Source organism: Arthrobacter sp. TB 23 (assembly GCF_000294595.1).
GTDB lineage: Bacteria > Actinomycetota > Actinomycetes > Actinomycetales > Micrococcaceae > Arthrobacter_D.
The window spans coordinates 37,719-50,827 of record NZ_ALPM01000006.1 but is presented as its reverse complement, the minus strand read 5'-3'; the positions used below and the strand labels follow the sequence as shown (position 1 = coordinate 50,827).

The 13,109-nt window shown below is 64.9% G+C and carries 10 protein-coding genes; 7 read left to right on the top strand and 3 right to left on the bottom strand.

The window, feature by feature from the left end; translation table 11 throughout:
- The first annotated feature begins 311 nt into the window (after positions 1 to 311).
- From B384_RS0100805 to B384_RS0100785, 5 genes are all read left to right on the top strand, one after another.
- Positions 312 to 1,016 (top strand): fasciclin domain-containing protein, encoded by a 705-nt coding sequence (locus B384_RS0100805; RefSeq protein WP_019481246.1) that lies wholly within the window; start codon positions 312 to 314, stop codon positions 1,014 to 1,016.
- A gap of 211 nt (positions 1,017 to 1,227) precedes the next feature.
- Positions 1,228 to 2,958 (top strand): ABC transporter substrate-binding protein, encoded by a 1,731-nt coding sequence (locus B384_RS0100800; protein WP_237715193.1) that lies wholly within the window; start codon positions 1,228 to 1,230, stop codon positions 2,956 to 2,958.
- A gap of 90 nt (positions 2,959 to 3,048) precedes the next feature.
- Positions 3,049 to 4,551, top strand: coding sequence for a malate:quinone oxidoreductase (locus B384_RS0100795; RefSeq protein WP_024476201.1), 1,503 nt, complete (start codon positions 3,049 to 3,051; stop codon positions 4,549 to 4,551).
- Between the two features lie 49 nt (positions 4,552 to 4,600).
- Positions 4,601 to 7,750 (top strand): efflux RND transporter permease subunit, encoded by a 3,150-nt coding sequence (locus B384_RS0100790; RefSeq protein ID WP_019481243.1) that lies wholly within the window; start codon positions 4,601 to 4,603, stop codon positions 7,748 to 7,750.
- Positions 7,751 to 7,912: 162 nt separating this feature from the next.
- Positions 7,913 to 8,446, top strand: coding sequence for a MarR family winged helix-turn-helix transcriptional regulator (locus B384_RS0100785; protein ID WP_019481242.1), 534 nt, complete (start codon positions 7,913 to 7,915; stop codon positions 8,444 to 8,446).
- Here B384_RS0100785 and B384_RS0100780 read toward each other — a convergent pair.
- The gene (locus tag B384_RS0100780; protein ID WP_019481241.1) at positions 8,440 to 9,243 is read right to left on the bottom strand and encodes a transglutaminase-like domain-containing protein; all 804 of its coding nucleotides are present in this window, start codon (positions 9,241 to 9,243) and stop codon (positions 8,440 to 8,442) included. The two genes, B384_RS0100785 and B384_RS0100780, sit on opposite strands and share 7 nt — an antisense overlap.
- Before the next feature lie 104 nt (positions 9,244 to 9,347).
- Here B384_RS0100780 and B384_RS0100775 point away from each other — a divergent pair, with 104 nt between their 5' ends.
- Positions 9,348 to 10,265: an oxidoreductase gene (locus B384_RS0100775; RefSeq protein WP_019481240.1), complete on the top strand. Its 918-nt coding sequence runs from the start codon at positions 9,348 to 9,350 to the stop codon at positions 10,263 to 10,265.
- Between the two features lie 13 nt (positions 10,266 to 10,278).
- Here B384_RS0100775 and B384_RS17275 read toward each other — a convergent pair whose 3' ends face one another.
- A complete protein-coding gene (locus B384_RS17275; RefSeq protein WP_019481239.1) occupies positions 10,279 to 11,061 on the bottom strand; it encodes a hypothetical protein in 783 nt (260 codons plus the stop codon).
- Positions 11,062 to 11,167: 106 nt separating this feature from the next.
- Between B384_RS17275 and B384_RS0100765 the strand changes: the two genes are divergently transcribed.
- Positions 11,168 to 12,085, top strand: a complete 918-nt coding sequence (locus tag B384_RS0100765; protein WP_019481238.1) for an alpha/beta fold hydrolase — start codon at positions 11,168 to 11,170, stop codon at positions 12,083 to 12,085.
- Positions 12,086 to 12,122: 37 nt separating this feature from the next.
- Here the strand turns inward: B384_RS0100765 and B384_RS17270 are convergent, their stop codons facing one another.
- Positions 12,123 to 13,067, bottom strand: coding sequence for a DUF368 domain-containing protein (locus B384_RS17270; RefSeq protein ID WP_237715192.1), 945 nt, complete (start codon positions 13,065 to 13,067; stop codon positions 12,123 to 12,125).
- Between the last annotated feature and the right edge of the window lie 42 nt (positions 13,068 to 13,109).

The following is a 13,109-nucleotide window of genomic DNA, read 5'->3' as shown; positions in this document are numbered from 1 at the left end:
CCCAGCTTCGGCTGGGGGTGTTTTCTTTTGTCTGGGTGACCCGCTCGACGCGAGATTCGTCATCCCCGCCCGGGCCGACACAGTTTCCCACCCCGGCAGGCCGCCCCACGGTGGGACCTGGGTCACATTGGGCCTCGGGAATCGCCGACCTTGCGCGGTCTTTACCCGGTGTAGAAAATTTCAGGAATCGCCACCCATCCTCGCTCCGAACACGACCGAAGTACCTATGAGACATCGACACGATGTGTTCGACAAGTTAGTTAGCTGATCGGCAGAGTACGCCCGGTCACACCAATGAAGGAGAAAATCCAATGGGAAACATCAAGAGCCGTAAGCTCTCCATCCTCGGTGTTGCTGCAGTGGCCATGTTCGGCCTCGCAGCATGCGGTGGCGGCGACACCGCAACTGAGTCCACCGGGGAAATGACCAGCGAGGAAATGACCACTACCGAAGCCGCTCCCGAAGCAACTGAGTCGGCAATGGAAGAGGAAATGGGCGAAGACATGGACCCAGCCGCAAACCTGGTTGGCCCAGGTTGCGCCGGCTACGCCGAGCAGGTTCCAGACGGCGACGGCTCAGTTGCCGGCATGGCCCTGGATCCAGTAGCAACAGCTGCGTCGAACAACCCGATCCTCACCACGCTGACCGCAGCCGTCACCGGCGAACTGAACCCAGATGTCGACCTCGTTGACACCCTGAACGGCGACGAGTTCACCGTCTTCGCACCAACCGATGACGCCTTCGCGAAGATCGACGAAGAGACCATCGCGGCTCTCCAGACCGATGCTGACCTCCTCACCGGCATCCTGACCTACCACGTAGTCCCCGGCCAGCTGTCCCCGGATGAGGTCGCCGGAACCCACACCACCGTCAACGGCGCAGAGCTGACCGTTGAAGGCATGGGCGACGAAATCACTGTCGGCGACGACGCTTCAGCAGTAGTCTGCGGTGGCGTAATGACCCAGAACGCAACCGTGTACATGGTCGACACCGTTCTGATGCCTCCTAGCGAGTAATTGACTCCCTGCTTCGAATCCTCTAACTCGAAACAGGGCGACACAGGCTGGGATACTGAACACCTTACGGTGCTCAGTATCCCAGCCTTTCCTCGTATCCGGGGTTTGCTGGGGGATGACCGCTGGCGCCTGTCCGAACACCACTGGGATCATCATTTAGACTGGGAAACCTAAACAATTTCCGCCGTGTGCGGGTACGGCTGAGGAGACAATGGCAATGACCGCTGCTGCCAGGCACTCCGGTTGGGCCCGTGTGGCGCAGAGTGCCGTTGCGGTGTCCCTCTGCCTGACGGTTGCTGGCTGCACCGGGGCAACGCCCTTGCCGACGACGACGGCGTCGTCGACTCCTGCACCCTCCCAAACCAATCCCGCCCAAGCCCCCGAAGCGGTCTTCACGTTCGGCACCGCCGCTGATCCGATCGGGCTGGACCCGGCCCTGGTGGCCGACACCGAGTCATACCGAATCACCCGGCAGATTCTCGAGGGCCTGGTGGGCATCGATCCGCTCACCTCCGAGCCCGTCCCGCAGCTCGCTGCCTCCTGGGATGAGCGGGAGGACGGCCGGGCCTACGCATTCACCCTCCGCGAGGACGTCGAATTCCACGATGGTGTGCCGTTCAACGCCCAGGCAGTCTGCGCGAACTTCGACCGCTGGTACACGCTCCCCCCGGAGACGCGTCCCTCGGACGGAACCGTCGCCTTCGGCTCGGTCTTCAATGCCTACTCTGACTCCCCCGAGCTATCCGTCTACTCCTCCTGCCAGCCCCTGGGCGAGTTCGAGGTGTTGATCCGGCTCAATAGCCGCCTGACAGGGTTCATCCCCGCCCTGGCGATGCCCTCCTTCGCGATGTCCTCACCCCGGGCGCTTGAGGAACTCGCCGCCGATGAGCTGACCGAGGAGGTCAACGACATAGCGGTGTCGCAGTACGCGCTCAGCCCTGTCGGCACCGGACCCTACACCTTCGAAAGTTGGGAACCGGGGGAAGTGCGGTTGTCCTCGTATGAGAATTACTGGGGGGCCCGGGGCGAGATCGGCACCGTCGTGTTCACCACCCTCCCCCTCCCCGATGATCGGCTGGAAGCACTCAACACCGGACAGATCGACGCCTACGACTTCGTTACAGTCGACAACGCCGGCGCCCTGGTCAGGGAAGGCCAACAGCTGCTCCAGCGCGACCCCTATTCCATCCTGTATCTCGGGATGAACCAGGACTTCCCCGGTGTGGACAGTCTGCTGTTCCGCCAGGCCGTAGCCCACGCCATCGACAAACAGGCCATGATCGATGGGCAGTTCCTGAACGGCACGGCGCCCGCCGATCAGTTTGTCCCGCCCAAGCTCGCAGTCACCAATGACGAGATCACCCGCTACGACTACGACGTCGAACTGGCCCAGGAGTTGCTGGCGGAATCCGGGTACGACGGCGAACCTCTGCCCTTCCACTACCCGACCGACGTCTCACGCCCCTATCTGCCGGCACCTGAGGGGGTGTTCGCTGTCCTCCAAACGCAGCTCGAAGAGGCCGGTTTCACCATTGACCCGGTGCCCACCGCCTGGGCCGACGGTTACCTTGAGGCCTTACAGAACGACGACGAGCGCGCGTTCCACCTCCTCGGCTGGAGCGGAACCTACCAGGACCCCGACAACTTTATCGGCCAGTTGTTTGGCGCAACCACCGTCGAGTTTGCCTTCGAAGACAACCAGCTCTTTAGCAAAATTGACCGGGCCCGCACCCTTCCCAATGGTGACGACCGGGTGGCCGCCTACCAGGACATCAGCGACCAGCTGGCCCGGCGGCTACCAGCGGTTCCCCTCGCCTTCCCCATCTCTGCCCTGGCAGTCTCGGAGCGGGTAGCAAACTACCCCGTCAGCCCCGTGATGAACGAAGTGTTCAACCTGGTTGACCTGACCGATGTCGAGCTGGAAGCCACCGGGAGCGACTGATGACCTGCCACCCCCGCCGCGACGGCGGACCAATTACCCAAGGAACCCACCAGACGCTACGCTCAAAGCTAAGCGCCCTCGCCACTGGAGATGAAGTTGACTGCTAAGAACCAGGCGGAAATTCCCGCGGAACACACCGACGTCGTCCTGATCGGTGGAGGAATCATGAGCGCCACCCTTGGCGCCTTCCTCAAACAGCTGCAGCCTGACTGGAGCATCTCACTATTCGAGCGCCTCGACCGGGCCGGACTGGAAAGCTCCGACCCGTGGAACAACGCCGGGACCGGCCACGCGGCACTCTGCGAACTGAACTACACCCCGGCAGGCCCGGATGGGACAGTTGACCCGGCCAAGGCCGTCGCCATCAACGAGCAGTTCCAGGTGTCACGCCAGTTCTGGGCCCACATGGTGGAAAGCGGCCATCTGGGTGATCCGTCCGGATTCATCAACCCCGTGCCGCATATGAGCTTCGTCTGGGGCGAAAAGAACACCGCCTACCTGCGCAAGCGCTACGAAGCCCTGCGGAGCCAGCCCCTCTTCGAAACCATTGAGCACGCCGAGGACCCCTCGGCCATCGCCGACTGGGCGCCGCTGCTGATGAGCGGCCGGACCGCCGGCCAGCCGGTGGCAGCCTCACGCGTGGCCGGCGGGACCGACGTCGACTTCGGGTCCCTGACCCGCGGCCTGACCAGCTACCTCGAAGCCAACGGCGTCGACCTCAACTACAACCACGACGTCGCCGATCTCTCCCGCGGCTCGAAAGGCCGCTGGGAAGTCAAGGTCCGCAACCGCGCTACCGGACAGGCCCGCACCGTCAACGCGCGCTTCGTCTTCATCGGGGCCGGCGGCGGGGCACTGCACCTGCTGCAACGCACCGGCATTCCCGAGGGCAAGGGATTCGCGGGCTTCCCCGTCTCGGGTCAGTTCCTGAAGTGCGGCGACCCGGACATCGTCAACCAGCACAACGCCAAGGTCTACGGCCAGGCGTCGGTCGGCGCACCACCCATGTCGGTGCCGCACCTGGACACCCGGTATGTCAACGGCGAACGGTCGCTATTGTTCGGCCCCTACGCCGGGTTCTCCACCAAGTTCCTCAAGCGTGGCTCGTTCTTCGATCTGCCCGGGTCCATCCGGCCGTCGAACCTGGTGCCCATGCTGGCCGTGGCCAAGGACAACGTGCCGCTGACCAAGTACCTGATCTCCGAGGTGCTGAAGAACCGGGACGCGAAAAACACCTATCTCAACGAATTCATCCCCGACGCCGACGGCGACAAATGGGACCTGATCACCGCCGGGCAGCGCGTCCAGATCATCAAGAAGGCTCCGGGCAAGGGCGGGGTGCTGCAGTTCGGCACCGAGGTCATCACTGCAGCCGACGGATCGGTCGGAGCACTGCTGGGGGCCTCCCCCGGTGCTTCCACCGCCGCTCCGATCATGCTCGAGATCCTGAAGCGCTGTTTCCCAGCCCAGCTTCCGGGTTGGGAGCCGAAGCTCAAAGACATGATCCCCGGCTACGGTGTGAAGCTCAATGAGAACTCCTCGCTCGCCGCTGACATCCTGTCCCGTACCGACCGGGTGCTGAAACTCCAGTAACCATCGCCAGAGCCGTCGACCCGGCCGGCAGAAGTAGAAGGCGCGGCACATGTTCCGTCTGGCTCAACTTTCCCTGGGAAACCGTGCACTGATTGCGCTGATCACCATTCTGGCGTCGGTGTTCGGTGTGATTACGATGGGCTCCCTCAAACAGGAGCTCATCCCGTCACTGGAGTTTCCGCAGATCACCGTGCTGTCGTCGGTCCCCGGCGCCTCACCGGAATACCTCGACCAGCAGGTGAGCGAACCGCTGGAGACCGCGCTTAGCGGCGTGGAGGGGCTCGAGTCGTCGTCGGCCACGTCCCGTACCGGGGTCTCGACCATCAACCTGATGTTCGCCTACGGCACCGACCTCGACCGCGCGCGCGGCCAGGTGGACCGCGCGATCTCGACGGTGCGGCCCCTCCTGCCCGAGGACGTCTCGCCGCAGTCCTTGGCCGGGAGTATCGCCGACCTCCCAATCGTATTCATGGCCGTCTCTTCCGATCAGCCGCTGAGCGAGCTGAGCGGCGACCTCAGCCGACTGGCCGTCCCGCGGCTGCAGCAGCTGGAGGGCGTTCGCGCGGCCGAGGTCAGCGGCGGGGCCGGGCAGTACATCTCGATCCTCCCCGACCGGCAGGAACTCGCCGCCAACGACCTCACGGTCGCCGATATCACTGCGGCGCTGGAGAACAACGGCGACCTCATCCCGGTGGGGACCCTCGAGGACGGCGACCGTTCCCTCACCATCCAGGCCGGGAGCCCCATCACCTCGCTCGAGGACATCCGCGTACTGCCCCTCCTGCCGGAGGGCGGCTCCCCCGACGCCGGAGAGACGCCGCCGACGCTCGGCTCCGTCGCCGAGGTGGCAGTGGCCGACGACGACGCCACGTCGGTGACCCGCACCAACGGTATTGAGACCCTCGCCCTGACCGTGACGAAAATCCCCGATGGGGATACGGTCGCGATCTCCAACCTGGTGGAAGAGTTGCTGCCGCAGCTGGAAGCCGAGCTGGGCAACGGCGCCGAGATCACCGTGATTTTTGACCAGGCGCCCTTCATTGAACGCTCTATCAGTGACCTGACCACGGAGGGCATCCTGGGTCTCGGCTTTGCCGTGCTGGTCATTCTGGTGTTCCTGCTGTCGGTGCGGTCCACCCTGGTGACGGCAATCTCGATCCCCCTGTCGCTGCTGATTACGTTCATCGGCCTGTGGGTCACCGGCTACTCGTTGAACATCCTCACGCTGGGCGCCCTGACCATCGCGATCGGGCGGGTGGTGGACGACTCGATTGTGGTCATCGAGAACATCAAACGGCACCTCAGCTATGGCGAGGACAAGCGCGAAGCCATTCTCACCGCCGTCCGTGAAGTGGCCAGCGCGATCACCGCATCAACGCTGATCACCGTCGCGGTGTTCGCACCGATCGCCTTTGTCGGTGACCTGGCGGGTGAACTCTTCAGGCCGTTTGCCCTGACCACCACGATCGCGCTGCTGGCTTCCCTGGCGGTGTCGCTCACCATCGTTCCCGTGCTGGCGTACTGGTTCCTGCCAGCCGCGGCATCCGATGTAGACCCGGACCTGGTCCGCGAGCAGGCGCATCAGGCCGAACGAAAATCCTGGCTGCAGCGCGGCTATCTTCCGCTCCTCGGAGCAACCCAGCGGCATCCGGTCTGGACCCTGACGGCCGGTGGCCTTGTCCTCGCAGGCACTGCCGCGATGATCCCCCTCCTCCAGACCAATCTGCTGGGGAACACGGGGCAGAACAGTTTCAGCATCAACCAGACCCTCGAACCGGGTTCCAGCCTGGACACCACTGTTGCTGCCGCTGCGCAGGCCGAGGAAGTGCTCGCTGGCTTTCCCGAGGTGGAGGAGATCCAGGTGACGGTGGGTAACGCGTCCAGTGGTTTCGCCGCCCGACTGTCCGGTGGAACGTCGGTGGCCGCCTTCACGGTGATTACCGCCGAGGACGCTGACCAGGAGCAACTACAGAACGAGGTGAGGCAGGAACTGGAGTCGTTGACCGGCGTCGGGACCTTCGCCCTCGCCACCCAGCAGGGTGGGCTTGGCACCTCAAGCACTATCGATGTGAACATCACAGCACCGGGTCCGGACGAGCTGCAGGCCGCCAATGACGCCGTCGTCGACGCCATGCAAGGCGTCGAGGGCGCCCGCGACGTGACCAGTAACCTCTCCGCAGCCCAACCCCAGGTGCAGATCAGCGTTGACCGGGCCGCCGCCGTCGCCGCCGGGCTCAGCGAAGGGCAGATCGCGGGGTTGCTCGGTGGGAGCATCAGCCCGATCCCCGGCGGACAGGTACGGCTGGAAACCACCGACTACCCGGTACTCATCGGGGAGGGCACCGAGGTGACCAGCCTGGACCAGTTGGAGGAACTCAATCTTCCGACCCCCGAGGGCCCGGTACCGCTGACCTCCGTTGCATCGGTGGTTGAGGTTCAGGTGCCGTTGACCATCACCAGTGCCAACGGGGAACGGACCGCCCAGGTCTCCATCACACCGTCCGGACAGAACCTGGGGGCGCTGACCACCTCGGTGACTGAACGTCTGGAGGGTGTCGAACTCCCTGCAGGAACCACGGCAACCCTGGGTGGAGCATCCGCTGAGCAGGCCGAATCCTTCGCTCAGCTGTTCCTCGCCCTGTGGGCGGCCGTGGCGATTGTGTACGTGATCATGGTGGCCACCTTCAAGTCCCTGATCCAGCCGCTGATCCTCCTGGTCTCGGTGCCGTTCGCCGCCACCGGCGCCATTGCCCTCCTCGTCATCACCCAGATTCCGCTGGGGCTGCCGTCCCTGGTTGGCATGTTGATGCTGGTGGGCATCGTGGTGACGAACGCTGTGGTGCTTATTGACCTCATCAATCAGTACCGGCGCCCGCACGACGGAAGTCCGGGCATGAGCGTCGAGGAGGCGATCATCCAGGGTGCCCGGCAGCGACTGCGCCCCATCCTGATGACCGCGCTGGCAACGATCTTCGCACTGACGCCGATGGCCCTCGGCTTCACCGGCGAGGGTGGGTTCATCTCGCAGCCGCTGGCGATCGTGGTGGTGGGCGGTCTGGTCTCCTCCACAGCGCTCACGCTGATCCTGGTACCGGTGTTGTACCGACTGGTTGAGGGTCGTCGGGAGGCCCGGTTGCAGGCCCGGTTGCAGGCCCGCCGCGACGCGCCCGTCTCCGGGCGACGTGCCCGGGCTCACTGACCAGGATCTGGCTGCCCCACGGGGAACAGAATGCCCGCCGGCCCGGTTGTAACTATTGTGGATGCAGATGCATCTAGTTGGAGGAGGAATCATGCAGAGCGGTATCTTTACGGTGGGTAACGCGTTCCGGAACCTCCGACCTTCCAGCACCGACTCAAAACGATGACCGGACTCACCGTGCCTGAAAAATCCGGGCCTGAAACAGCTGGGCCCGAAACAAGGGTGCCCGAAACAACAGAACCGGCAATCCGGCTGACAGCCGAGGCCTGGGAATCCCTCTTCAGGGCGCAGGTGGCGGTGATGCGTCGGCTACGCAACGACCCGTCGTTCAAGAAACTCGCCATTGGCGAATACGACGTCCTGTTCAACCTCACCCGCTGCCCCACCGGCTGGACCCGCCTCAACGAGCTGAACCGCAGCCTGCTGATCTCGCAGCCGAGCCTGAGCCGCATGGTGGAGCGGCTCGAAGTCAAGGGCCTGGTCCAGCGGAAACAAGCCCCGGACGATCAGCGCGGCGTGATGGTGGCCCTGACCGATGCTGGCCGTGAGCTGCAACGCGAGATTGGCGCCGCGCACGTCCGGGTGATCCACACTCTGCTGGGCCCGATCCTGAAGACCGGGGAGCTGGAACAGTTACTGGAACTCACCCACCGGATCCGCGAGGGCGTCGACGACGCCGAGCGCGCCGACTACTGAAGCTGGATCAGCTCTCCCGGCTGATCGACCGGCAGGGAATCCACCACGGCTGTCACCTCGAGCGTCTCGAGTTGCAGGCTGCCCCCCACGGTGGAGAGGAATGCCGTATCCGAGGCGTCACGGCCGGTAGCAACCCGCAGCAGGGACTCCCGGGGAGCCAGGCCGGTGGCGTCGACGACATGCCAGGCGCCGTCCACCCAGGCCTCAGCCACAGCGTGGAAGTCCATCGGACTCAGTCCGGGCGCATACACCGCGGCGAGCCGGGCCGGAACGTCCTTGGCGCGCAACAGGGAGATCACGAGGTGCGCGTAGTCCCGGCACACGCCACGCCGCCCCAGCAGGGTTTCCACGGCGCCGTCGGTGGGGCGGGACGAACCCGACACGTAGGCGAGTTCCTTGCCTACCCACTCCCGTACCGCGTTCAGCAGTTCCGATCCTGCCAGGGTGCCAAATTCAGCGTACGACGTCGGCAGGAGCCGGTCCGATTCGCAGTAGCGGCTCGGGCGAACGTACCGGATGAGATCCGCTTCAGACGCCGCTTCGGCGGATGCGGTACCCGTGACCGTGGCGCTGTACTCAAGGGAAATGTTCGCCTCGCCGTCCACTTTGAGGGTATGAAGCCGCCCACCGTGGATATCTTCCAACTCGCCTGGGACCACTGGTGCGCCATCTACCAGTACCACCAGGTTCTCTTCAAAACTGCTGTACCCGGGGTTTCGCACCGGGGCCAGGGCAAAGACGAGTGACGAAGCGGAACGGGTCCGCGCGATGATGCGGGCAGTCACTGATCGCTGCATGGGGGTACTCCTGATTGAGGGTATGAGGTGCCGGGCGCGGTAGGCCCACGGTGCGGACTCTATGCTGAAAGCTACCACCACGTTAGAACAAGAAAGGCCCCTTAGTGAATTCCACTCACCAGCACCAGATCCAGGACCTTGAGGGTCGCGCCGTCGTGATCACCGGAGCCAACAGCGGTCTGGGCTTGCAGACGGCGATAGCCCTGGCCCGGCGGGGAGCCTCGGTGACGCTCGCCTGCCGGAACGAGGCACGGGGAACTGAAGCCCTAAAGACGGTCAGCTCCCGGGTCCCGGGAGCCACTGTTGACCTGCGGATCCTCGATCTCTCGTCGCTGGCTTCCGTGCGGAGCTTCGCCGCCGGTTGGACCGCACCGCTGGACCTCCTGATCAACAACGCCGGTGTGATGGCCACGCCGAGGATCCTCACCGAGGACGGGTTCGAGCAACAGCTCGGCATCAACCATCTCGGCCATTACGCCCTGACCGGCCTCCTGCTGCCGCGGCTCCGCGAAGCGTCAGCTCCCCGCGTCGTCTCGGTCTCCAGCCTGGCGCACAAGCGGGGCACCATCAACTTCGACGACCTCAATTCCTCCACCAGGTACCGCCGGTGGACCGCCTACAGCCAGAGCAAATTAGCCAACCTGTACTTCACCATGGAACTCGACCGGCGTGTCAGGGCCAACGGAGAGCAGCTTCTCGCGGTCGCCGCCCACCCTGGTCTGTCCAATACCAACCTCACGGCTGGCATGGGCACCACACCGGTACTTGACGTGCTGGGCGGTTTCTTCAAACTCTTCGGGCAGTCCGATATCGCTGGTGCCCTGCCGATCCTGCGGGCAGCAACCTCGCCGACGGCGAGCGGTGGGGACTACTCGGGCCCCGATGGTCCAGGCGAAACCAGGGGAAATGCCGTCTTGGTGGCACCAGCACCGCGGGTGCTCGACCCGCTGGTCGCCGGAAGGCTGTGGGAGGTCAGCGCCGCGATGACGGGCGTCACCTTCCCCGATCTTCCTGCTGCCTGAGAGAGAAACCGGGTTATTCCGCCACCTCGAGGGAAGCGATCATGCGCCGAATCTGGGTGAATTGTTCGGCATCGAAGAACTCCTCGGCGTCGGCAATGGTTTCAAACGATGCGGTCCGGGATCCCACCTGCTCGGGGGTCAGGGCTGTCAGCGAGATCGCGTCCCCGAAGGAATACAGTCCAACGTGCTCCGGGCCCTGCACTGTGTTGTACAGCGTGCAGGCTACGCCGTCCACGCCGCCCAGCACATCGGTGACACCGAAGGAACTGAAGAACCGGTAGCCCTCGATCAGCCGGACCACCAGCCGCGGCTCAATCGACTGGTCGGACTCGGCGGTCGACGGCAGATCCACGGGCTGGCTGAGGATCACTGTGTAGGGGCTGGCGTCGTCGGGCGCGCAGTCCTCGTCCGTGGGCGTGATGCCCGTGTGCAGTTCAGCCACCGGTCGCCCGTCGGCATTCTCGACGGCAACGTGAACTGATTCCGGCTCGAAACCTTCACCGGGATCCTCGATCGGCTCGGCGGTCCAGTCCGGTGGGAGCTCAAAGCTCACCAGGGCCTGAGGGTCGGTGAAGACCTGCCAGTCGTCGTCGGGAGCCGGGCGGTCTGCCACCGTTGGCTTCGGCGCCGGTGGGGTGGTCGCCGGCGCTGCGGAGCTGGGGTCCGACGACGGCGTCGCTGACTGCGCCGGCCGGTCGCCGATTTCCACGCCGGTACACCCGGACGCTGCCAGCGCCACGCTTAGCAACAGGACGCCCGCCGCAGCAATCCGCGCTGGTCCCCGTGATCGACTCATCTGATGCGTCCCCTAATCGTCGGTTGCCGGGCCTCTGATCTGAGTCTAATCAGTGAAGCACCCCACCATGAGGCATCCACACCGGCCGCCGTGGAGAATTACTGTTATGGCCCCTGATCTGTCCGATGCGACTGTTTCCACTGATGCATGTGTCTCCACGATGCGGTATCCCACAGCACTGGGGCCCGTCCAGGTCAGGATCTCGAGGATCGCCGGGGTAGCAGCGCCGCCTTGGGTCCTGCTGCACGGCGCTGCGGGGTCCTGGAAGACGTTCAGGGAGTTGCAGGCAGCACGCAACTTTCCCACCGGCGTCGACACCGTGGTGATCGACCTCCCCGGGTGGGGCGACTCCCCCGGCGTCGGGACTTTCACGATCGAGTCACAGGCCGCGGCCGTCGTCGAGGTCCTGACCCTTGCGGGCTACCGCCAATGGCGACTTTTCGGTCATTCGATGGGCGCTGTTCCGGCACTGGAGATCGCGGCGCTGGAACCGGACCGGACCCTCGCGGTGATCGTCCTATCTCCCACCTCGGTGATCGCTTCCGGCGCGTTCCGTCGCCCCTGGCGGAACCTCCTGACGATGGGACCACTCCTCGGGATGAAGGCGATCATGCGGTTTCTGCAGCTCACCGGGGTGCTGGCGCCACGCGTGGTGGCGGTTGCCCGACGCACCGGATTGCTCAGATTGGTGTTGCGGCCCTTCGTCGTCGACCCTGCCGCCCTGACCGGCCCGGTTGTCGACGCGCTCGCCGTCGATGCCCGTCCTGCCGCCTTCGCCGTCGCCGCCCGGGCGTTGAAGCACTACGACTTCTCCCACTGGGCCCTGGCCGGGGGGACCCACCTGGTGCTGCGGGGCGAGCGGGATGTCTTCACCCCTGCCGCGGAGATTCGGGAGCTGGCACGATTGCTGCCCGGCGCCCGTGCCCACGTGCTGCCGGGAACGGGACACTTCGCGCAGGTGGAGGACCCGGAGGCCGTAGCAGGATTCCTGGTGCGGGAAACCGTGTCACCACCGAACGCGTAGGGCGCCTGGGCAGGAGGGTCCTGGCCGAGTGAGGGTCCTACAAGGAAGCTGCCACTGCGTTGCCGCGCCGCTCCCGCAGCCAGAGGAGCAGGACCACTGTTGCCCCGCCCAGGGCGGCCAGGAGTGGGCCGAGCCAGTCGCCGTCGGGCTGGAGCAGTGTTCCGTTGTCCTGCCAGGGCCAGAGTGCCCGCAGCGATCCCAGGATCAGGCCGGTCGCGACCAGCAGCACCGCACGCCGATGCACCCGCAGGAGATATGCGAGCAGCTGGACGATTGAGGCGAGTCCCAGGACCGCGCCGCTGGCGAAGAGGGCCAGGTAGCCGAAGTCCCGCTCGCTGACCGCCTCGAGGGTCGGTTCGTACATGCCGAAGGTCAACAGGATGAAGGAGCCCGAGAGTCCAGGGAGGGCCAGCGCGCACACCGCAGCGGCACCGCTCAGGATCAGCACCCACCAGGCGGGGTCTTCGACCTGCATGGAAGGGATGCCGAGCAGCCAGAAAACTGCTGCAGCGACGAGTAGAACCACCACGGGGCCGAAGATCCGGGTGTTTCGAGTGATCGGGCCGGCTTCCCTGGCCATTGAGATGGGGACCAGCAGGCTGGCCGAGACCATGCCGAGGAAGAGCGCATTCGAGAGTACCGGCTGGCCCTCTACAAAGCCGTGCAGCGGGCCGGACAGAGCGAAAAGGGCGAAGAACATGCCGATGAGCAGCGGAATCACCAGGGACCATTCGACGTCGCCCAGGTGGTGGGCGAAGCCCTTTCCGCCACGTTTGAAGACGAGCCGGACCACACCACGGATCAGATGATTCGCCGAGGTGATCAGGCGATCAAAAATACCCAGCACCAGGGCGACAGTCCCACCGGAGACGCCAGGCACCAGCTCGACAATGCCGATCAGGGCCCCACGAACTGCGTGGGCGAAACTGGAACGGAGAGTGGGGGCTGCGGGCTTCACTGGGAGCGGCGGGGAGGACGTCACCTATTCAACAGTAGTATGCCGACGGCCAGGGCGGGGATTCCG

Bases quoted from the DNA above. Each gene is read 5' to 3' on its own strand.
- B384_RS0100780 (WP_019481241.1), bottom strand. From the start codon at position 9,243: ATGCAGCGATCAGTGACTGCCCGCATCATCGCGCGGACCCGTTCCGCT.
- B384_RS17275 (WP_019481239.1), bottom strand. From the start codon at position 11,061: ATGAGTCGATCACGGGGACCAGCGCGGATTGCTGCGGCGGGCGTCCTG.
- B384_RS0100805 (WP_019481246.1), top strand. From the start codon at position 312: ATGGGAAACATCAAGAGCCGTAAGCTCTCCATCCTCGGTGTTGCTGCA.
- B384_RS0100795 (WP_024476201.1), top strand. From the start codon at position 3,049: ATGAAGTTGACTGCTAAGAACCAGGCGGAAATTCCCGCGGAACACACC.
- B384_RS0100790 (WP_019481243.1), top strand. From the start codon at position 4,601: ATGTTCCGTCTGGCTCAACTTTCCCTGGGAAACCGTGCACTGATTGCG.
- B384_RS0100800 (WP_237715193.1), top strand. From the start codon at position 1,228: ATGGCAATGACCGCTGCTGCCAGGCACTCCGGTTGGGCCCGTGTGGCG.
- B384_RS0100765 (WP_019481238.1), top strand. From the start codon at position 11,168: ATGGCCCCTGATCTGTCCGATGCGACTGTTTCCACTGATGCATGTGTC.
- B384_RS0100785 (WP_019481242.1), top strand. From the start codon at position 7,913: ATGACCGGACTCACCGTGCCTGAAAAATCCGGGCCTGAAACAGCTGGG.